At 46.4% G+C, this 20,377-nt stretch carries 18 protein-coding genes; 1 reads left to right on the top strand and 17 read right to left on the bottom strand.

Annotation, left to right across the window (positions count from 1 at the left end):
- Positions 1 to 92: 92 nt before the first annotated feature.
- The 10 genes from QM657_RS02865 to QM657_RS02910 all read right to left on the bottom strand — a co-directional run bounded on the left by QM657_RS02865 (position 93) and on the right by QM657_RS02910 (position 11,227).
- Positions 93 to 1,418: an ABC transporter ATP-binding protein gene (locus tag QM657_RS02865; RefSeq protein WP_415065022.1), complete on the bottom strand. Its 1,326-nt coding sequence runs from the start codon at positions 1,416 to 1,418 to the stop codon at positions 93 to 95.
- A 21-nt stretch (positions 1,419 to 1,439) separates the two neighbouring features.
- Positions 1,440 to 2,252 (bottom strand): ABC transporter permease, encoded by an 813-nt coding sequence (locus tag QM657_RS02870; RefSeq protein WP_333646133.1) that lies wholly within the window; start codon positions 2,250 to 2,252, stop codon positions 1,440 to 1,442.
- 23 nt (positions 2,253 to 2,275) lie between these two features.
- Positions 2,276 to 2,830 (bottom strand): dTDP-4-dehydrorhamnose 3,5-epimerase, encoded by a 555-nt coding sequence (gene rfbC / locus QM657_RS02875; protein WP_415065023.1) that lies wholly within the window; start codon positions 2,828 to 2,830, stop codon positions 2,276 to 2,278.
- Between the two features lie 83 nt (positions 2,831 to 2,913).
- Complete coding sequence (locus tag QM657_RS02880; protein WP_415065024.1) at positions 2,914 to 3,876, bottom strand: glycosyltransferase family 2 protein; 963 nt, start codon at positions 3,874 to 3,876, stop codon at positions 2,914 to 2,916.
- A 20-nt stretch (positions 3,877 to 3,896) separates the two neighbouring features.
- Entirely contained in the window at positions 3,897 to 5,501 is a 1,605-nt protein-coding gene (locus QM657_RS02885) for a DUF2142 domain-containing protein (RefSeq protein ID WP_415065025.1), read from the bottom strand.
- Positions 5,482 to 5,856 carry a DUF2304 domain-containing protein gene (locus QM657_RS02890; protein WP_415065026.1) on the bottom strand — a complete coding sequence of 125 codons (375 nt, stop codon included), beginning with the start codon at positions 5,854 to 5,856 and terminating at the stop codon, positions 5,482 to 5,484. The genes QM657_RS02885 and QM657_RS02890 overlap by 20 nt, the downstream gene beginning before the upstream one ends.
- Before the next feature lie 19 nt (positions 5,857 to 5,875).
- Positions 5,876 to 6,571 carry a glycosyltransferase family 2 protein gene (locus QM657_RS02895; protein ID WP_415065225.1) on the bottom strand — a complete coding sequence of 232 codons (696 nt, stop codon included), beginning with the start codon at positions 6,569 to 6,571 and terminating at the stop codon, positions 5,876 to 5,878.
- A complete protein-coding gene (locus QM657_RS02900; protein WP_415065027.1) occupies positions 6,571 to 7,827 on the bottom strand; it encodes a lipopolysaccharide biosynthesis protein in 1,257 nt (418 codons plus the stop codon). Before QM657_RS02900 ends, QM657_RS02895 begins: the two co-directional genes overlap by 1 nt.
- A 114-nt stretch (positions 7,828 to 7,941) precedes the next feature.
- Complete coding sequence (locus QM657_RS02905) at positions 7,942 to 9,657, bottom strand: DUF5722 domain-containing protein (protein WP_415065028.1); 1,716 nt, start codon at positions 9,655 to 9,657, stop codon at positions 7,942 to 7,944.
- Positions 9,658 to 9,784: 127 nt separating this feature from the next.
- On the bottom strand, positions 9,785 to 11,227 hold the full coding sequence (locus QM657_RS02910; RefSeq protein WP_415065029.1) for a lipopolysaccharide biosynthesis protein: 1,443 nt from the start codon (positions 11,225 to 11,227) through the stop codon (positions 9,785 to 9,787).
- 153 nt (positions 11,228 to 11,380) lie between these two features.
- On the opposite strand from QM657_RS02910, the gene QM657_RS02915 reads away from it, so the two are divergent.
- The gene (locus QM657_RS02915) at positions 11,381 to 12,808 is read left to right on the top strand and encodes a L,D-transpeptidase family protein (protein ID WP_415065030.1); all 1,428 of its coding nucleotides are present in this window, start codon (positions 11,381 to 11,383) and stop codon (positions 12,806 to 12,808) included.
- 76 nt (positions 12,809 to 12,884) lie between these two features.
- Here QM657_RS02915 and QM657_RS02920 read toward each other — a convergent pair whose 3' ends face one another.
- The 7 genes from QM657_RS02920 to glf form a co-directional block, all read right to left on the bottom strand.
- Positions 12,885 to 13,868 (bottom strand): glycosyltransferase, encoded by a 984-nt coding sequence (locus QM657_RS02920; RefSeq protein ID WP_415065031.1) that lies wholly within the window; start codon positions 13,866 to 13,868, stop codon positions 12,885 to 12,887.
- The gene (locus QM657_RS02925; protein ID WP_415065032.1) at positions 13,865 to 14,872 is read right to left on the bottom strand and encodes an ATP-grasp domain-containing protein; all 1,008 of its coding nucleotides are present in this window, start codon (positions 14,870 to 14,872) and stop codon (positions 13,865 to 13,867) included. Before QM657_RS02925 ends, QM657_RS02920 begins: the two co-directional genes overlap by 4 nt.
- An 88-nt stretch (positions 14,873 to 14,960) precedes the next feature.
- On the bottom strand, positions 14,961 to 16,070 hold the full coding sequence (locus QM657_RS02930) for a DegT/DnrJ/EryC1/StrS family aminotransferase (protein ID WP_415065033.1): 1,110 nt from the start codon (positions 16,068 to 16,070) through the stop codon (positions 14,961 to 14,963).
- Positions 16,071 to 16,245: 175 nt separating this feature from the next.
- On the bottom strand, positions 16,246 to 17,166 hold the full coding sequence (locus tag QM657_RS02935) for a glycosyltransferase family 2 protein (RefSeq protein WP_415065034.1): 921 nt from the start codon (positions 17,164 to 17,166) through the stop codon (positions 16,246 to 16,248).
- Between the two features lie 30 nt (positions 17,167 to 17,196).
- A complete protein-coding gene (locus QM657_RS02940) occupies positions 17,197 to 18,087 on the bottom strand; it encodes a glycosyltransferase family 2 protein (RefSeq protein ID WP_415065035.1) in 891 nt (296 codons plus the stop codon).
- Positions 18,084 to 19,091: a glycosyltransferase family 8 protein gene (locus QM657_RS02945; protein WP_415065036.1), complete on the bottom strand. Its 1,008-nt coding sequence runs from the start codon at positions 19,089 to 19,091 to the stop codon at positions 18,084 to 18,086. Before QM657_RS02945 ends, QM657_RS02940 begins: the two co-directional genes overlap by 4 nt.
- Positions 19,092 to 19,213: 122 nt before the next feature.
- On the bottom strand, positions 19,214 to 20,317 hold the full coding sequence (glf, locus tag QM657_RS02950) for a UDP-galactopyranose mutase (protein ID WP_415065037.1): 1,104 nt from the start codon (positions 20,315 to 20,317) through the stop codon (positions 19,214 to 19,216).
- Positions 20,318 to 20,377 lie beyond the last annotated feature (60 nt).

Raw genomic sequence — 20,377 nt, forward strand, 5'->3', positions numbered from 1 at the left:
TCAACTTTCTTGTCCAGGTTTTCAGGACATCATGGTATGCCCGCAGGGTGCTTCCGCCCATGGGGTTAGAGTATTCCTCCCCCACAGGCACTTTATTTTCCTGCTCTGGAGAGTTTCAAGCTGACCTTTGATTCCATATCATAAACTCCCACCGTATTCTTATTGGAAATAACTGTAATATTGGCAATATCATAAAGACGGTGGTAAACCACATGTTCTCCGTTTTCAAAGCCCGTACAGCTCATGGAAAGCAGATATTCCCCTCCCTGGAGGGTCATTTTCTGGTTGAATTCCACTTCGTACTCGTCGCCTTTTTTCACAGACTTCACGTCAGAAGTCTCGTACATGGTGTTGGTGCCGGTTAAATCGGCTCCCCTTTTATCCTTGATCGTGTAAGTAAAAATAGGGGTTTCAATCTCCGCGTTAAAATGAATCCGTTCCTTAATGGTAAACCGTTCTCCCTTTAACAGTAAGTTGGTCACATTTCCCTTGGCATCCAACAGTCCGAAATCCACGATTTCCGCCCGTTTATCACCGTATTCGGTACGGGCAGGATTGATGGTCAGGCGGTCCTTCATAAGGCCCTCCAGGCGCTGTTCGGCCTGTTCCCCGGAAAAATCATTTAAGGTTCCTTCCCGGATTTCTTCCAGCTCTTCCCCTAAATCATCCATCTGGTTAGCCAGAATTTTCTTATAGAGGTCCACCATCTTTCCAGGCTCACCCTCTGCGATGAAATTCCCTTTGTTTAATACCACAACCCGGTCACAGTACTTGATAATGGCCCCCATATCATGAGTAACCATCAAAATAGTGGTGCCGTTTCTCCGGATTTCCTCCATGCGCCGGTAACATTTGGCCTGAAAGAACACGTCACCTACGGACAGGGCCTCATCTACAATGAGAATCTCAGGTTCCACATTAATGGCAAGGGCAAAAGCCAGGCGGACGAACATACCGCTGGAATACGTTTTTACAGGCTGATAGACAAAGTCCCCGATATCCGCAAAATCCAGGATATCCTGAAGCTTTTCATCCATTTCCTTTCTGGAAAAGCCCATCATGGTGCCGTTCATGTAAATATTTTCGATTCCGGTGTAATCCATATTGAACCCGGCTCCCAGCTCCAAAAGAGCGGAAATAACTCCGTTTACCTCCAGCTCTCCGGTGGTAGGAGTCAGAACTCCGGTGATGATCTTCAATATGGTGGACTTGCCGGAACCGTTGGTACCGATGATTCCTACCGTCTGGCCTTTTTCCACGTTAAATGATATGCCGTTTAAGGCATAGAAATCCCGGTGGAAATTCTTATGGGACAGGCTTAAAGACTCCTTTAAACGGTCAATGGGCTTGTCGTATAATTTATAAATCTTTGTTATATTATTAACAGAAATTACATTCTCGTTTGTTCCTACGGACATTGAATCCTCCATTTAAGCCGGTTACAGCACATCAGAAAAGTGCGGACGCAGCCTTTTAAATACTTTTAATCCTGCAAGCATCAGAACAATGGTTACGGCCCAGAAATACAGGCCTAGTTTAGGTCTTTCTATGAACCAGTTTCCAGTTAGCATGCTGTCACGATAGCCTGCCACGATATAGTAGAAAGGATTGATCTTCAATACAGAAGACAGCCAGGCCGGTGCGGACGGAAACATATCCGGGTCCCACATAACGGGAACCATCCAAATGCCAAACTGAAGAAAAATTCCTACGATCTGACTAATGTCCTTGAAAAAGACATTGACGGCACTGGTGAAATAAGTGATTCCCAGAGACAGCATAGAGGACGCAAAGGAATAGTAGATAATCTGCAGCCAGCTTATCCTTGGCATAAAACCGTAAAGAAGAAATATTGCAATCATTACCACTGCAAATATTCCATGAACCATGAGACAGGAAATCATCTTAATGACCGGAAGAATTTCCACCCGGAACACCACCTTTTTCACCAGATAATTATATTCCTGAAGGCAGCCTGTTCCCAGGTTCAATGATTCACTGAAGTAAAACCAGGGAACGATACCAGGAATCAACCATAGCACATAGGGGTAACCCGGTACTGGAGGGGCACTTTTAAATCCAAGCTGGAACACACAAAAATATACCATGATGGTTGCCAACGGCTGTAGAAACAGCCAGGCTATGCCAAAATAAGAACCTACAAACCGTTTCTTAAAATCAGCTTTTGACAAATCCAGTATCAATTTTCTTTTCGTAATAATTTCTTTTAATAAGGAAACCAGATAATTCATGGTTTTCTCCTCTCACAATCTCATTAGAATTTGAAGGTCTCGCTGATTCCGCTCCACTTCTGGTCCTTATCGGAAATAATCAGCTCCATGCCCTCTTCCACCGGCCATTCAATTCCGATTTCCGGATCGCTCCATAAGATTCCGCCTTCATCTCCCGGATGGTAGAAATCCGTACACTTATAGGCGAATTCCGCTTCATCGGATAAAACCAGAAAGCCATGGGCAAAGCCTTCAGGAATGTAGAACTGCTTCTTGTTTTCTGCTGAAAGTTCCACACCGAACCATTTTCCATAGGTTTCAGAGGAGGAGCGCAGGTCTACGGCCACGTCAAATACCTTTCCTCTCACCGCACGCACCAGCTTTCCCTGAGGAAACTGCTTCTGGAAGTGAAGTCCCCGCAGTACGCCTTTGATTGACATGGACTGATTGTCCTGAACAAAAACCATGTTAAGTCCGGCTTCTTTAAAATCGTTCTGATTATACGTTTCCATAAAATATCCCCTGGAATCAGGGAATACGGCAGGCTCAATCACATAAAGTCCTTCAATTCCACATTCTGTTACTTTTATCTTTCCCATAATTATTTTCCTCTTTCTTTATACAGGCATATTTTAATGCATGCTTTTACCTGTAGCATTTTACCACAGTTTTCTTTGAATTTCTATTTATTTTCCGTTTTCCAGTACATGGGATTCATGGTGCATGTTAAGATCAGCCACTCCGGCAGCTTTTTATACCGTTTTCCCATTAAATACCCCATATATTTAAACCCGCTTTTTACGATCACGCCCGGCACCAGCCACGGTTTTTTCTGTTCCACAAGCCATGCGCAGGTCTTTTTCACCAGCCGGATTCCTTCGCTCTCTGAACGGATTCCCTCAAATACCTCAGGGTGGTCCGCCTGGGATACGGCCAGGTCAAAGTTTCGCTTAAACTGGGCAATGCATCCGTAATTGTGGGAATGATACACCCTTGCATCAGCCGCATAGGCAACGGCCTGCCCTCTCTGCCTGATGGTATTGCCTGCATAGATCATGTCTTCGTTAAAAATAGTCCGGTTAATAAAACCGCCTGCCTCTAAAAAAGCTTTCCGGTCATAAGCGCAGCAGACATTGGAAGCAAAGAAAGTCTTGATTCCAAGTTCCGGCAAATCTGCCTTTGTCTTGACCCTGCTCTCTTCCGGATAATTAAAGGACCGGGTATACTTCTCTGCCAGGGCGCAGTCCGGGTTTGGAAGCTGTCTTCCATAGGCCATGACCACCATTTCCCCCTGCTTTCCGGTCTGGTTGAGGCCATTTACCAGAGCACGGATCAGATTCTTATCCGCCGGAACGGCATCGTCGGTCATAAATACCATGATATCCGCTTGCGAATACCCGGCTCCCTGGTTTCTGGTTTTTCCATGGTCAAATTCCGCCTTTGTCACATGATGGACCTCCAGATTGGGAACCCAGGTGTGATCCTCTTCCTTCCAATAGGACTGATCCGTATTCATGACAATGATACGCCTTACGGAGTAAGACTGTTCTCCCAGACACTTTAAGAGGCGTCTCAGGGTCTTCCCCGGCTTATAGACAGGGATAATCACATCCACTGTCCGGCTTTCCTGTGTCTTCTCTTCCATCACATTTCCTCTACTTTCCATCAATAGCGCAAAACCGCAGACGAACAAATGCGGATCAGGGCGTAAATACTCACAAAGCATTCCAGATACCAGGCGCTTTTTCTCAAGTCCATGCTGGTGGACAGGCGCCTGTCAAAGAAAATCAGCAGCCCAAGGGGCAGCAGGGGGATGAAATATCTTCCCTGAACGCCTGTAATATACGTCATCTCTCTTGGCGTCCAGCCCACCAGCATGGAGGCCAGTATCAGACAGACACTGAAAAATATCAGAATCAGGACCCACAGCTTCTGCCCTCCTGTCATAGGAGCTGATTCGCCTTCCCTTCTAATGACGCTGACAAACAGCCCGTACCACAAAATCAAAAGGCAGAAGAAAGGAACCGACAAGCTGCTGTCTAAATTCCCCAGATAGCCGCCTACCATGGTGGTCAGATAGTAATCGAGCTGAGTGACCAGAGTTTCATAGTACATCTGAAAGATTTCATAAGGACAATTCCAGACATCGTGCAGGGTATACCCCGCCGCCTCATTCCAGCTCACATACCCTTCTGTTTCCGTGGCCCACACGGAAAGAACCAGACGGTTCACCAGAAATACAGCCAGCAGCATAACGGAAGCAACCGTGATCACGGAAATCCAATAGCGTTTCTTTGTGCTGAATTTAGAAGCCGGAATCAAAAGGCATATCCCCGCCACCGGCAGATATACGATCTTTCCAGGCTCCAAAAGAACGAGAAGCAGGCCTAAAATGACCGTATCCCTGACAGTCACCTCTTTCTTTTCATATGCCAGATGAAAGCACCACGCCAGAAATATCATGGAAAGGCCGATAAACGCAGTATCATAGGAAAAAGAAGCCGCCAGATGAAGGGTCATGGGCAGGCAGGAAATTGTCATAAAAAGCTCTTTTTTAAAAGGCATGATCCGGACAGCCAAAAATGCCATGGCCGCAAAACAGACCAGATTCATCAGTCTTCCCATATAGATCAGAGGAACGTATCCCCAATGAAAAAGACGGGCAAGGCTGATTCCTATTGCCTGGGGAAGATATACAAGAGGCATGGTGTTCACCGGCACTTCATACCGAACCGTCAGCTCCTGGCTTTTATCCATGGAAAACAATCCGGTGAAAACCTGATTATAGGCATTTTTCCCCACCTCTGTATAAAATTCAATTTCATCATCTCCGCTCCGGACTAAAACATTGGCCCCACGGCTGATCCGCTTTTTTTCCTCTTCACTGGCCTGAGCCAGAAACTCTTCATCCGCCACCGCCGGTTTTCCCATCAACTGGCTGGAAAGGCGGTATGCGCTGGTGAAATGAACCGCTTCATCAGGAGCGGAAAAGGGCGGAAGCACGAACATATAAAATATTCCCAGAATAACGACGGTCAGGGGAAAGAACCACTGGCCGGTCTTTGGCAGCACCCATAAGGCGATTCCCTGGCAAACCAGAAATCCGCTTCCAAAAATCAGCAGCCACCGGTAGAGACTCCGGACTGATTCATATTCCGGAGAAGGAATTCTTACAATAATTTCCGGAAAGGTTTTAAAAAACAGGAGGACAAGAACAAGCAGTGTTCCGGCCACCAAAGCCAATGCCTTTTTATTTCTGATGGACTTCACGCTTTTTTCCCTCCTTCTCCGCCTCCAGCTCCTCCCGGTCCAAAGCCAGAAGCTGAATCAGCTCCGTGACCTTCCGGTCCAACTGGGATATCTTCATGGACTGGGAAAACACCTTGATCAGCAGAATAAAAATCATAAAGGCAAAGATAAAATTGGCGGTGGAGTAGGTTCCAACCAGGCGGGAAAGAATATCCGCCACCCATGGAAGTATACTGAACGCAACCAAAAGCAGGGAAAACATCACCCAAAAGATGGAATCCTCTATTTTCATCTTGGACTGGCGTATTTTCCTGATTACATAACACGTGAGCAATATGGAAACGCATATTAAAACGCCTCTGAGTGCAACTGTCATCTTTTGTTCTCCCTTCTTCTTACCCCCGGTTTCGAATGCGGAAGCTTTGTACCAGTAAAATGGAAAACAGCATTTTTCCCATATACCGTGCCGCATTGACCGGATTCAGGTAGCTCTCGCCCAGAATCCGCTCATCCATGGTGACCGGAATCTCGGAAACTTTCGCTCCCTGCTTGATCAGATAGGAAATGGTGTCCGGCTCCGGGCCGTAATTCAGACCATCGGCAAATTCTTTGATCATCTTTTGGCTGAACATACGCATACCGGAGGTGGGATCATTCACCTTCACTCCAGTGGTGAGCCAGATGGCGCCGCTTAAGATGGAACTTCCCAGCATCCGCATGGAAAGGGGCTTTTTTTCTGAAACAAAACGGGACCCGATGACAATATCATATCCTTCATCCATTTTTTCCTTCATGGGAAGAATGTATTCAGGCCGGTGCTGTCCATCTCCGTCAAACTGAACCGCATACCGGTATCCATGGCGGTGTGCGTATTTAAGCCCGGTCTGAAATGCCCCTGCCAGCCCCAGGTTGATGGGAAGGTCAATGATCTTCCAGCCGTGGTCGCGGCAGATGTCCGCCGTATGGTCCGTAGAGCCGTCGTTGATAATCACATAGTCAAATACAGGGTAGTTTTTGATCACTTCCCCTACCACCCGTTCAATATTAAGAGCTTCGTTGTATGCAGGTATCACTACCAGTACCTTATCCATCATTTCCCAGTGTTTCTCCCTTTACTTTTCTCTTTTCCAAATATCCGGACAGCCTGCCCCATAAAGCAGAGCATGAGGATGAGCATTTCCAGCATATAGGAAAGGGCTCCTCCGTTGATTCCTCCTGTTTTCACCAGACGAAAGGAAAGAACAAAGGAAAGGAGGCAGACAGGCACATACCCCCAGAATATCAGTTTCTGTTTCTTCATAATTACAAGCACATAATAAAACAGGTTCATGACTGCAAACAGGCCGCCGCCCAGAATAATCAAAAGCAGGCCGGACTTGTAGGGCTTTAAGTTTATATTGTAAATGGCACCCAGCACAGGCACTCCTAAAAACCAGGTTCCCGCCAGGGCTGCTGCCGTAAGGGCAAAAATAACCCCTGTCAGTTTTTTTACGCTGGACTGAAATTCCAAAAACTGCTTTTCCTCCCACTGAAAGGACATCCTGGTCAAAAAGGGGCGGATGACGAAGTTGGCCGCCAGATTGATCACAGAGGTGGGCATGAAAATGGCGGCAAAGGCGGCGTTATCTGCGGAAGTCATCTGGGCATCCACCCCATACCTTGCCATGGCAAAAATAAGGCCGTCCAAAAATACCGATAAAAACAGCAGAAAACATTCCTGCAAAAGCTTCCAATGGCTGCCCGCAGCTTTCGTAAACCGGATTTCCGGAATGCGGCCAGCAGCCCTTTTGTCAAATATTAAAATTCCAACTCCCTGGGATATGACCGCAATCCCGCTGGAAAAAACCAGATTCCTTGTGATTGCCAGGGAACCTAAAAAGCAGAGCACCGACAGAAGAGTACGAAAAGTCATGGCCTGTCCGGTCAGGTATAAGTGTCCGTTTCTCTGAAACTCTGATTCATATACATCGGCAAAGCCGTCCAGCACCTTATAAAGGACCATAAGAAGCACCACCAGGGCTTTTTCGGACGTATAGCTTCCGGAAGGCATCACCGTATTCCAGGCAATATAACAGACTCCCAAAACCAGCGCTGCCAAACAGGTCACAAGGCGGGCTAAGCGGTATTCTCCAAAGGTATACCGTCTGCCGATGTCTGTACTCTGGAGAGGTCTCATGCCAAAATAGGCCACCAGAAACATCTGCTGACCAAAGGTGGTGAAGGCAAAGGCGAATATCCCTCCCTTGTCAGTGCCCACCAGGTGATTGACAAAAGCCGCAAGAACCATGCTGGAGCCTGCATAGACCAGACTTCCCACCATATTCCAGGCTATATTTTTTCGTTCCATTTCCGTTCCTCTTTGCTTTTCATGCTCCATTTATTTTACAATACATCTGTTAAAAAGTAAACTTAAAAAGGCCCTGCAGAGTGCTTCACTCCCCTGCAAGGGCCCTTATTCTCATTATTCCACGTATCTCCATCTGAAATTGGGGACCACATCGGACCATTTTTCAATTCCTATAATGGGTTTTGCGAATTCCGTGACTTCTAAGGTGTATTTCTTTTTATCAATGTCCCGGAATACCTGCCAGATCTTTCTGCGCCTTGTGGCAACAATGGTATCGCCCTGATCCATCCGGCATTCCCAAAGACCAAAGGCCAATCCGCTGCGCACCTCTAAAGGAGCGTCCACCTGACGGCTTAAAATATAGGCGTCAATATAAGGATTGCTGTCAACCAGATAATAGGAGTAGGCAAAGGCTGCCGCCTGATTTAAGGGGACCTCCCCTCTGGTAGGGCTTTTTGCTGTAAATCCTTCTTCTGTCAGGATGATATGGCGGACGTCGCCGGCAGGAGACCGGAAAGCAGCCTGGGCCATATAATCAGTCAGGAGATTTAGGTTGGCAAAGTTGATGACAGGAGAATTAAAATCATTGGTAATCCAGCCAGTCGTCGCATCATCCCAGAATTCAGGCTCTATCATAGGAGCCGGATATGGGTGGTAGGCCAGACCCCAGTCCATCTGTCCCTGGGAAGCGGTGATAGAATTAAAGGTATCCACAATATTCTTGCCGCCGTATTTTAACTTGTTATCAATCTCATTATTCCAGTTGTAATCCAGGGAGAAATAAACCCTGTCACTGGCGCTGACGCTTTTTATTGCCGTATAGAAAATGCGGAATGCGTCGTGATAAGCCTGGACGTAGCTGTTTAAATCCCATGGGCCGGTGTAGTTCCACTGCTGGTTGTTGATCTCATTTCCGATGATCCAGTTGGAAACTTTTCCGTGATTTGGATTGGAGCCGTTATAACGCTCTGCCAGAAAGGAGGCAATGGCTCTGGTCTGCTCAAATCCCTTTTCCGTGGCGGGGTTAAACAAATAATAAAATGCTTTGGAGGACTTTTTAGTTCCGGGATAAATGAGGTCCGGTGTGGCATCATTCCAGCCGTTTAAGATAATGGCTGTTATGGTCATGCCTTTACCCGAAAGAGCGCTGATGGTGCTGTCATATCCTTCCATAACCTGTTTGCTGAAGTGGTAGGTCTTTCCATCGTACTGATAGTCAATTCCCTCACCTAAAATCTGGTGAAATGCGATGTTCGTTGACGCATGTTTCACTCCCAGATCAAAAGCATCTGCCAGCATATTCAGTTCGATCTGGAGACCTTTTTTGGTCAGAGGATCGTTAAATGGTTTCGTATTTGGTGCAATAGCCTCAGGATTAGTAATATAATGGGGCTTGCTGACCTCAATATACTTTTCTCCATCCCACACGACTACCACAAATCTGCTGTATAAACGGTCATCTTTTGTCCCCTGGTTTAAGGAAAAACTGTAGGTAACCTCTTTTCCAAAGGGCATGGCTCCCGCATAGTCGGTTCTTCCGTTTAAATCCTTCTGATAGGGCTTTTGCTCCACCAGATAAAGCATTCCGTCCGTTCCGGTCATATCTCCTTCACTGACTGCTTTCACCGTCACACTGGTCTTGTCCGGGTTCACCAGACAGGAAGTGATGGCAGATTCTACCGCCGGCGTCGTCTCTTGTGCTGTATCTGCGGCACTTGCTGCATCTGCCGTATTCGCTGTATCGGCCCATAAGACAGATGTGCCTAAAAGACACATAGAAGCCATTAACAGGATTCCTGCAATTCCTTTTCCTATCTTCTTATGATTCATTCTTGTTCCCTCCATGCTGCCAAATTTCATGTACTCTACCATAATACCCATGTATTGCCATATTTACAATAACATTTTTATTACGTTATTCTGTATTTACTTACAATATTATTACCTTGGACCCGGTCTAATGTTTTAAGTTTTTCACTGTGGCACAGAGATATACAAAGCTTTCCAGCTTAAAGAGCCAGGAAAGACCTCCGTAGACCAGAACTCCCACCAGAATCTGAACCAGCAGGGTCAGCAGAGTTCCTTCTATTATATACTGAACTCCATAGGCAGCACCGCACATGATGGCGGACAGGATGAGAGATGGAAATACATCTTTCCACTGCTGGGAAAAGCTGTAATCCAAAAGCTTTTTATTGGGGTAGGCGTTGATAAAGGTGCAGACAAAGTCCGTCACCGCCCGAAGTCCCACCATAACATAAATTCCGAAAGGGATACTGATAATAAGGGCAATCACGCTGACACATTTCTTCACGATTTCCAGCTTTAAGAATATTTCACTTCTGCCCAGCGCATTGATGGCCTGTAAATTAGCCACATGAAGAGGCCAGGTGGCATAAGCCACGCACAAAAGCCGCAGCATGGGGACAGACGGCAGATAGCGGTCTGTTAAAAGCAGCTTTACCATAGGCTCTGCCACGGCAATGAGTCCGGCCATCATGGGGAATACCAGATAAGAACTGGTGACAATGGACCTTCGCACCATGCTCTTTAACCGTTCCTTATCATCCTGACAGGCGGAAAAGGCCGGAAGCATGACCGACTGGATGGCTGCCCCCAGGTTATTGGCAATGAGAGCCGGAAACTGGTTTCCCCTGGTATATTGGCCCATCATATAAGAGCTGTACTGTTTTCCGATGACAAGGCCGTATAAGTTAGTGAATACGGTATCAATCAGGCCGGAACAGAGAATCTTCCAGCCATAGGAAAACAGGCCCTTTGCCTTGTCCATGGAAAATAAAAGCCTGGGGCGCCACTTTACCAGGACTCCAAGAACCACCATGAGAAAAAAACTGTAAAAAAACTGCTGCATGGCAAGGGACCAGAGCCCAAAGCCTTTGGCAGCCATCACGACACCGATCACACCGGAGCCAAAAGCGGCTGAAAGGCTTGCCATGCACAGCTTTCGAAATTCCATATTTCTGGCCACTACTGCGGACTGGACTGAGGTGACCGCTCCGAAAAACAGGGTTACAGCGAGAATCCGCAGAACCGGAGAGAAAACAGGCTGTCCGTAAAATGCGCCGATAGCAGGTGCGCAAAAAAATAAAACCCCGTAAAGAATTACGGCGATAGCGGCACTGATATAAAAAGCGGAGGAGTAATCCGCCTCATCCACACGGTATTTCTGAATCAGGGCGGTGTTAACTCCGCTTTGGACAAAGACATTTCCAATGGAAATGAATATCATGATGAGCATGACTTCTCCGGACTCCGACGGCGTCAGCATCCGGGCTAAAAGAACTGAGACCAGGAACTGAATTCCCTGGGTTCCGCCATTTTCCATCGCTTTCCAGAACAGGCCGGAAAGTACCTTTTTTTTCATATTTTCCTGATACATACTGGCTTTTAACCTCTTTTTTCCTTTTGGCATTTTCACCTTATTGTACTATATCCCCCAATAAATGTAAATCTTATATAGCATTTTAGCCCTGATTATGTTAAAGTAATCTTGTATATTTTTTATCTATAAGAATTCAGGAGGTTATAAATTATGCGTAAACTGACACGCCGCCTGGTAGCATTCTGTCTGACGGCTGCCCTTGTTTCCGGACAAGCGTCCATTGCGTTGGCGGAAGAAGCATATGGACCGGGATTTAAAAATGGCAAGCCCCTGGACCAGGCAGATCAGCCTGCTGGTACCGTAGGAGGCATATCAACTGAAGATGCAGAAAGCGCCCTTGCAAATGCAGGGATCGTTATTGAAAAAGAAGCAGAGGGAGGCGGCGAAGACGGTGTCGTAGACGAAGCCGCAAAAGCAGCCCAGGAAGCCTTAAAGGCAAACTTCCCCCGTCTTCAGACCACAGCCATGACAGGAGGCGGCAATTGGACACAGCCTTTTGTCAATGACGCCTGGATCACCAATGAGGGACAGGGTTTTCACGGATTATCCACATTTTTAACGAATATTGTGGGAAATGTTCTTTACCGCACTTATACAGCCAGCACCGGCTGGTCTCCCTGGGTCATGAACGGCCAGCAGACCACCAACTACCCCGATGATGTAAACATCGAGGCAGTACAGATGCGTTTTTCCGGTTATGTGAATAACCAGTTTGATATTTACTATGCCACCCAGTTAGAGGATGGAACCACTACCGACTGGGCCAAAAACGGCGCAACTGCCGGAACCATGGGAACGGGCCATTACATAACAGGGCTTCGGATGGCATTCTTTGCCAAGAATTCAGAATTCCCCTATGCCACTGCAAAACCGCTCATTGCCGCAGACGTTGACGGGATGAGGGAAATCGACGGACAGCTCCGCTATTTCAACGGAGATAAAACTCCTTTCACCGGCTGGGCATGGTCTGGAAATGAACGTTATTACTTCCAGGACACTTATCCGGTCACCGGCTGGCAGTACATTGACGGTTATAAGTATTATTTTGATGAATCCGGGAAAATGCTTTCAGACTTAGAGCCTATTGTAGGTGCCGGCGGACCGTTTCTCATCAGCATCAACAAAGAGATGAACACTTTGACAGTTCTGGGCAAAGACGGAAACAACGGCTTTATCATTCCGGTAAAGACATTTTTGACCTCCACCGGACCGGACACCCCTCTGGGAACCTTCCAGACTCCGGCCAAATACCGCTGGCGCGATATGAACCACGGAATTTTCACCCAGTATGCGACCCGCATCTGGAAAGGATTTCTGATTCATTCCCTTCTGTACAGCAAACCTAACAGCATGACGCTGGACTCTTCTACTTACAACTTTTTAAGTATTGCCGAGTCCGCCGGATGTATAAGGCTGATGACAAAGGATACCAAGTGGATCTATGACCACTGCGCCCTTGGAACTACGGTGACGATTTACAATTCGCCGGTACCCGGACCTTATGAGCGTCCGGCCATTGAACAGATCATACCGGAAGCTCAGACCTGGGACCCGACAGATCCTAATGTTGCACAATAATTGAATTGACAGATATGAGAAAATGCCTCATGCCGGTTTATGTAAAGCCGGTATGAGGCATTTTTTAATTTTATTTTTACTTTTTTCCCAGAAATGTTTTTCTGAGAGTTTTATAAAGCCATGGAGTCCGGTACTGAAGCTGGATGAAAAAACGGGTTCTGGGTGTCAGCTCCTTATAATACCTTCTGTATTCCGGATTCACAATCTCCTTAAACTGCCTGGTGTTGACCATGGTGTGATAATAAGTCCGTTTCATGGCGCTTTCAGAGGCTTTATGAAAACGTCCGCCAGTGGCAGCATCAAATTCTTCATATACCTTTTTCATGCGTTCACAATACATCTGCTGTTTTTTTCTGTAATCTCCGCTCTTTCCCTCCACGGTCCAGGAACCTGCAACTCCTACACGGTAGGCACTCATAGGTTCATCGATATAATAACCGTATCCGGCTGCTGCGGCCATCATCTGCAGAGGGGTGTCTCCCACAGGGCAGTCCACATAGTAATCCGGAAGTTCTTTTACCAGACGGGAAGGAAATGCCATGGAGGACATGGCATAGCCGGAGGATTTATCGATAATTTCCTCGGAAGTGATGATACGGCTTCCCCGGTAAGGGCGCATCTGACTTTCGGTCACTGCCTTTCCCACCAGCTCGATTTTTGCGCTGTGAATACAGAGGGTGCATTCCGGATGGGCTTCCATATAGTCCACCTGCTGTTGCAGCTTGTGGGGTGAAATCCAGTAATCATCGCCATCGCACATGAAGATGTACTTGCCTCTGGCACGGGGAAAGTTAAAGGCTCCGCTGATGTTGTCAATTCCCTGGGAATACTGATTTTCAGTCTGAATCAGAGGTTTTATTTTATCCGGGTATTTTTCGGCGTATTCTTTTATGATTTCCCCGGTTCCATCGTTTGAAGCATCGTCATGAACCAGGATTTCGTATTCAAAGTTTGTCTTCTGCATCAGAAAACTGTCCAGGGCCTGCCGGATATAAGCTGCGTGGTTATAAGTGACACAGTTTATGCTGGCCATGATGGCAGAATCGGAATAACCGCTCATTGGTCTTTTCCTTTCTCTTCCTCAATCTTTGTGATATATTCTTCGTATTTTCTGGCAATATACATTTCCTTAATGGGGCCTCTCATATCCAGGGCCTCACCGGTAAAGCACCTTAAATGGTTGGTGACAAAGTCATATCCCGCCATGCAGGAAAATTCCACTCCCCCGGAAAAGCGGGGATTGCATTCCAGCATGTGATGGATTTTGTCCTCTCCTTCGATGAACTCAAAGTTGACACAGCCATTGATTCCAAGGATGGAGGCTATTTTTTTACACATTTCCTCCAGAAGAGGATCAGAAAATACCTTTACTGAAGTTCCTGCACCGTTAGGAGTCCGCAGAAGCTCTTTTCTGCAGACCACTGCCGTTTCTCCTGTATCGGATTTTCTTACTACATCCACAGTGATGATGCTTCCTTTATAAAATGGCTGAAGGATAAAGTCCCCTAAGTCTTCCTTCTCCAGAAATGCCTTCATCTCATTCTTTGAATGAATATAAGAAAGCCCCTGGCTGCTTCTGCCGTTATAAGGCTTTACAACCACCGGATAGGTCAGGGCCTCCGGGTCAGTTTCTTTTAAGTCCAGGGTAGGAATTGGGGTTCCGACACCTTGTGAGGTCAAAAAGTGAAAAAGCTTTCTCTTATCCCGGCATATGCTTAAGGTTTCTTCACAAGGCAGGCACAAGGTGACTCCTGACTGCTGAAATTCCCTGCGGAAACTGTTTAAGACATCAGCTTCCACATCGGTCAGAACCAGGATGGCATCCACATGTTCCTGTTCGCAGATTTCCAGGATTTTGTCCGCGTACAGTTTTCCCTCAGTCGCATACGGCACCTGATAAAAGGAATCCACGTTAGAGGAATCAGCAATCCATTCTCCCGGATAAATGTCACATCCAATGACCCGGATTCCATTCTTTTTTAAATTTTTAATTACAATGTCCGCAGAAAATGATCCGATTGCGGTTACCAGCGCTGTGTTCATAATTTCCTCTTTCCTGTCCATGCTTTTTGGACATAGTGGTATGGCCGGAGGGCGCTTCCTCTTTCTCGTCCATAATTAGGGGACATAACGGTATGCCTGCAGGGGCCTCCTACTTTCCGCTTATGATAATATCGCAGATACGGTCCACCTCTTCTAAAGAGAGCTGGGCGTAAAGAGGCAGTGTCAGCACATTATTGGCCGCTTTTTTTGCCACTGGAAGGCATACATCGGCAAACCTTTCCCGGTAGCATTCAAAGTCAGTGATCAGGGGATAAAAATACTTTCTTGCAAAAATACGGTGGGAAGCCAGCAGCTCATATACCTCATCCCTGGTCTGGGAAAAACCGTCAAATACCACTGGAAAATAAGCATAATTCTGTTTTATCCCTTCCTTCGGAGGAATCAGGCGTATTCCGGAAATTCCTGACAGACGCTCCCTGTAACGCTCTGTGATCTGCCTGCGCAATTCTATGTTGTCACCCACATGGCGGAGGTTGCAGATTCCCATGGCTGCCTGAAACTCATTCATCTTGGCATTTCCGCCTATGTACTCCACGGATTCCTTGCCGGTTATTCCAAAGTTTTTCAAGTAATTAAGCAAAACCTCCAGAGAGGGATCATGAAAGGCAATTGCTCCGCCTTCGATGGTATTAAAGACCTTTGTGGCATGGAAGCTGAACATGGAGGCATCTCCATATGTTCCAATTCCTTTTCCGTTGACCTCCACACCAAAGGCATGGGCAGCATCGTAAATTACCTTTAAATTATGTTTTTTCGCGATTTGCTGAATTTTTTCTACATCACAGACATTTCCATATACGTGAACCGGTAAAATGGCGGAGGTCTTGTCCGTAATCAAAGACTCGATCTTATCAACGTCTATGGTGTAATCATCTTCTCTGATATCGCAGAACACCGGAGTTAAGTTGTTTCTTATGATGGCATGGGTGGTGGAAGCAAAGGAAAATGGGGTTGTGATCACTTCTCCGGTCAAATTCATGGCCTGAAGAGCCATCTCAAGAGCCATGTGCCCGTTGACAAACAGCAAAAGATTTTGGACATTTAAATAGTCCTTCAACTCATCCTTTAGTTTGTCATGAAACTCTCCCATATTGGTCATCCAAGCAGTTTCCCAGATCGGTTTGATCTCTTCTATAAATTCTTCGTAAGAAGGCATGGAAGCCCTCGTTACCAATATTTCCTTTTCTTCCGGTGTCATATGCCAATCTCCTTTAATTTCCGTTCTTATGCCCATGTTCTCTGGGCATAATGGTATGCCCGTAGGGCGCTTCCTCTTTCTTGCCCATGCTTTTTGGGCATAGTGGTATGCCCGTAGGGTGCTTCCGTTCTTATGCCCATGTTCTTGGGGGCATAGTGATATACCCGCATGGCGCTTAGATAGAAAACATCTGCCCTAAAGTTCTTATATAAGTGCTTTTCATGAACCTGTATTTCCAAATGGTATAAATTTTTCCTGCACGGCTTTTATCCGGAAGCTGGATGAAATGTTCCAGAATCTCCCTCTGCTCTAAGGACAAATCCTTTTGATATCGGTTTAAAAATACTTCCGCCTGTTTAAACATCTTCCTGTAATTTTCCCGGACCTTTTCCCTGTTATGGGACCGGTTTGCATACTGTTCCATGCCGCTTTGGGAACCAAGCTGGTTGCTTCCATGCTGGCGGTAGAGAACCAGAGGCTGATTAATATAAGAAATCTTCCCGAAACAGCTTGTCAAAAGTCCAAGCCACCAGTCATGCATCATACATTCTTCCGGCCTATGGACGAGAAAGGGAAGAAAAGCCCGGTTGATCATAACCGTATTCCCCGTAATATTATTTTCAACCAGATAATGACTGAGCCTGTTATCATCGACTGCGATCTTCTGATACTCTGCCATGGACTTATGGAGAATCCGGCCGTTTTCATCCACAACCGACAGATCGCTGTGGACCAGAAGAGGCATATCCTTTCCATAATCGGCTTCCAGCCGTTTCATTTCCCGAAGGGTAATTTCCACTTTATCAGCCGTCCACACATCATCCTGATCGCAGAGCATGATGTATTCGTCTGATACCGCAGACAGCAGGCGGAAGAAATTGTTCTGGGCGCCGCCGGAGCGTTCTTCATTTTTCAGGCTCTTTACACGGTCCGGATACTGTTCTTCGTATTCTCTGATAATGGCAGGTGTTTTGTCTGTAGAAAGGTCGTCGGAAACCACCACGTTCAAGTCAGGAAAGGTCTGGTTCAGAATGGAATCCATCTGCTCTCTGATATATTTTTCTCCGTTATAGGATGCCAGAAGCACCGATACCATGTCTACTCCTCCTTCCAGAAAGGGGCCCATTTACCAGGACAGTCCCACAATTTTAGTCAAAAACCATATCTCAGCCATAAGGCCCCCCAGAAATGCTTTTATCAGCCACTCCTGGAACCGGTTGATCTTTAAATAGTTTTTGTAATAATACAGCTTGCTCTCATGAAGAAGAGCCTGTTTCCTCAGGATGGAACCCACGCTTTTATCAATGGAAACGGAATGAAGGTGCATATAAGAATGATTTAAAAGAAGGGCGGTCTTATACCCCTTTTCCCTCAGCTTAAATCCCAATATCTTTTCCTCATAATACAGGAAGACATTCTCGTCATAAAGTCCGCAGTCCATGAGGGCAGTCAGATCAGCCATAAAAAGCGAACCAGCCACTGCATCCACATATGCGTATTTTCCTTTTCCCTCTGCTGCAAAATCGGCTTTTAATTCCGGACGCCCATTAAGTAAGGGGGCAAAAAGCCGTCTTGTAATGAGCCCTGTATCAAGAATATCTCCGAAAAGACCGTTTATCTTCCAGCTTGACAACGCGATGGCTCCAGTGCCGTCAGTGGTGACCACAGCAGCAGCAGCCAGCTTGTCTATCCTGGAAAAGGCCTTTTTCATAGCCTGTATGGATTCTTCCGAAACCTTTACATCAGGATTGGCAATGAGGCCATGGGTGGCATGAAGGTTCTCATAAGCATACCGGATTCCCAGATTATTTCCGTAGCCATAGCCTCCATTTTTATCCGCCTGAATCAGATGGATGTTTCCCCCTTCAAGGGCCTTTAATCTGGAAAAGGAATCATCGGTAGAGTGATTGTCCACGATGACAATGGAGTCCAGAACTTCATAATCAGATATGGACTTTACCAGGTTTTCTGTGGTTTCAGAATCATTATAATTGAGGATAATACAGCTTATATTCATGCCTTCTCCTTTTGATCTGTTTCCCTCTGTACATTTTTCCTGGAATTGATCACCTGCATCCCGAACCTGCGGCTTACAAAATCGCGGACAGGAGGGCATAAAAAGGTGGCGTAATCCATCAGATGATAGGCGGCCATATAGAGGCGGCTTCCATTTTCTTTTGGGGTCCCTGCCCAGGGAGTGCGGGAAAGATAAGTTTCATAAGCTTTGCGGTAATGGTTTAGATTGCCCTCTTTCCAGGGTCTTTCATCCCCCATAAAATGCAGGATGACAGGACGGCGTTTGGCTTCCTGAAAGCTTTTTTTTGAAATTTTCCCATAGACAGGAGAAAGCCGTGTCAAATGGTCATACCGGTAATACCGGTAATTGGTGAAAAAGTTATACCGGGGAGGCAGAGGCTTGATCTTTCCCTTCAGCGCTCCGTTGATGGTATCCTGATCACCGGCAAAAAGCTTTCCGCCTCTGGAACAGTAAAAGTCCAGAAGCATTTTTCCCGCATCTTCAGTTCTCCAGCGTTTCATATCAATTAAGAGGACTCCGGAATTAAAATAGGGTTCTTCCGGCAAAAGGCCGATCTCCTCCTTAATAGACGGGTATATGGTTGGCTCCATAACCGCACCTAAAATAGAAGAATCCAGCTCTGTTTCCCACAGGCGTTTTAATGAGGCGAGGACTACGGTGTCGCAGTCTAAATACAGGACACGGTCCGTATCAGGAGGAAGGACCTCCCCGATGAACAGGCGGGCCATAATGCTTAAATCAAAGCCTCCGGTGTCCACCTCATAGGAAAACCGCTCCCTCAAATCTCCCAGCTCTATGACGGTCAGGCTTCGGCCAAAAGTGGCCGCCGCCCGTTCCAGACGGGCTCTGGTTTCGGGAGATAATCCCATGGATAATATATAAATCTGGACATCTGAAATTTCCCTGTTATGTTCCAAAAGGGAATAAAGGGATACGGCCAGATGCCTGGCATAATTGTCGTTGGAAGCGTATACAACGTTCATAGATTCCTCCAGTTTTAACGGTTCATTTCCGTTGTATTGTACTATATCCAGGGGGAAAAGTAAATAAGCACCTAAACCTGTCCGGGCTTAAGTGCTTTGGCCTTAATGGCCGCATATATTTATTACTCTGCTATATAAGCCTCCGCCGCCTTCATAGCCGATTCAATCACCTTGTCCATATCATAATATTTGTACTCCCCTAACCGTCCGCCAAAAATCACCTGTTCCTCTGCCTCTGCCAGTTGGGCGTATTTCTGGTAGAGTTCCTGGTTTTTGGCATCATTGACAGGGTAATACGGTTCCATGCCTTCGCTCCAGTCCACGGAATATTCTCTGGTGATGACAGACTTTGGCTGGGTGCCGAATTCGAAGTGCTTATGCTCGATGATTCTGGTGTATGGAGTTTCCCGGTCCGTATAATTCACCACTGCCACGCCCTGATAATTATCCGTATCCACTACCTCTGTGTCAAATTTTAAGCTCCTGTATTCCAGCTTTCCAAACTGATACCCGTAATATCCGTCTATGGTTCCGGTGTATATCACCTTATCTGCCAGACTGTCGTAATGCTCTTTATTTTCTAAATAATCCACTCCCAGCTCTATATCGCAGCCCTCAAACAGCTTTTCAATGATCACGTTATATCCGCCGATGGGAATTCCCTGATACAAGTCATTGAAATAATTGTTGTCATACGTAAAACGAACGGGAAGCCGCTTGATGATAAAGGCCGGAAGCTCCTTACAGTCCCTTCCCCACTGCTTTTCCGTATACCCCTTTACCAGCTTTTCGTAAATATCCACGCCCACAAGGCTGATGGCCTGCTCTTCCAGGTTTTGCGGTTCCCCTGAAACTACTGCCTTCTGCTCATCAATTTTTGCCTTTGCCTGGGCAGGTGTGGAAATGCCCCACATCTTGCTGAAGGTGTTCATATTAAAGGGCATGTTATACATTTCACCCTTGAAATTAGCCACTGGGCTGTTGGTGTAGCGGTTGAATTCGGCCAGCTCATTGACGAACTGCCAGACCTTCTTATTGCTGGTATGGAAAATGTGGGCTCCGTAGGTGTGAACATGAATCCCTTCGATTTCCTCACAGTAAATATTGCCTCCCATGTGGTTTCGTTTCTCCACCACGAGACACTTCTTTCCCTTTTGTTTAGCCAGATATGCAAAAACGCCGGAATAAAGGCCGCAGCCCACCAGCACATAATCATATTTTTTCATAATTTCCCTCCTGTCTCTGTTCTCAATTACATTCATTATACTAAAGCCGCCTGAAAATGC

Source organism: Lacrimispora sp. (assembly GCF_047605665.1).
Classification (GTDB): Bacteria; Bacillota; Clostridia; order Lachnospirales; family Lachnospiraceae; genus Lacrimispora.

Bases quoted from the DNA above. Each gene is read 5' to 3' on its own strand.
- QM657_RS02900 (WP_415065027.1), bottom strand. From the start codon at position 7,827: ATGGAACGAAAAAATATAGCCTGGAATATGGTGGGAAGTCTGGTCTAT.
- QM657_RS02925 (WP_415065032.1), bottom strand. From the start codon at position 14,872: ATGGACAGGAAAGAGGAAATTATGAACACAGCGCTGGTAACCGCAATC.
- QM657_RS02930 (WP_415065033.1), bottom strand. From the start codon at position 16,070: ATGACACCGGAAGAAAAGGAAATATTGGTAACGAGGGCTTCCATGCCT.
- rfbC (WP_415065023.1), bottom strand. From the start codon at position 2,830: ATGGGAAAGATAAAAGTAACAGAATGTGGAATTGAAGGACTTTATGTG.
- QM657_RS02905 (WP_415065028.1), bottom strand. From the start codon at position 9,657: ATGAATCATAAGAAGATAGGAAAAGGAATTGCAGGAATCCTGTTAATG.
- QM657_RS02890 (WP_415065026.1), bottom strand. From the start codon at position 5,856: ATGACAGTTGCACTCAGAGGCGTTTTAATATGCGTTTCCATATTGCTC.
- QM657_RS02920 (WP_415065031.1), bottom strand. From the start codon at position 13,868: ATGAGCGGTTATTCCGATTCTGCCATCATGGCCAGCATAAACTGTGTC.
- glf (WP_415065037.1), bottom strand. From the start codon at position 20,317: ATGAAAAAATATGATTATGTGCTGGTGGGCTGCGGCCTTTATTCCGGC.
- QM657_RS02870 (WP_333646133.1), bottom strand. From the start codon at position 2,252: ATGAATTATCTGGTTTCCTTATTAAAAGAAATTATTACGAAAAGAAAA.
- QM657_RS02895 (WP_415065225.1), bottom strand. From the start codon at position 6,571: ATGGATAAGGTACTGGTAGTGATACCTGCATACAACGAAGCTCTTAAT.
- QM657_RS02880 (WP_415065024.1), bottom strand. From the start codon at position 3,876: ATGGAAGAGAAGACACAGGAAAGCCGGACAGTGGATGTGATTATCCCT.
- QM657_RS02940 (WP_415065035.1), bottom strand. From the start codon at position 18,087: ATGAATATAAGCTGTATTATCCTCAATTATAATGATTCTGAAACCACA.
- QM657_RS02910 (WP_415065029.1), bottom strand. From the start codon at position 11,227: ATGTATCAGGAAAATATGAAAAAAAAGGTACTTTCCGGCCTGTTCTGG.
- QM657_RS02865 (WP_415065022.1), bottom strand. From the start codon at position 1,418: ATGTCCGTAGGAACAAACGAGAATGTAATTTCTGTTAATAATATAACA.
- QM657_RS02945 (WP_415065036.1), bottom strand. From the start codon at position 19,091: ATGAACGTTGTATACGCTTCCAACGACAATTATGCCAGGCATCTGGCC.
- QM657_RS02915 (WP_415065030.1), top strand. From the start codon at position 11,381: ATGCGTAAACTGACACGCCGCCTGGTAGCATTCTGTCTGACGGCTGCC.
- QM657_RS02935 (WP_415065034.1), bottom strand. From the start codon at position 17,166: ATGGTATCGGTGCTTCTGGCATCCTATAACGGAGAAAAATATATCAGA.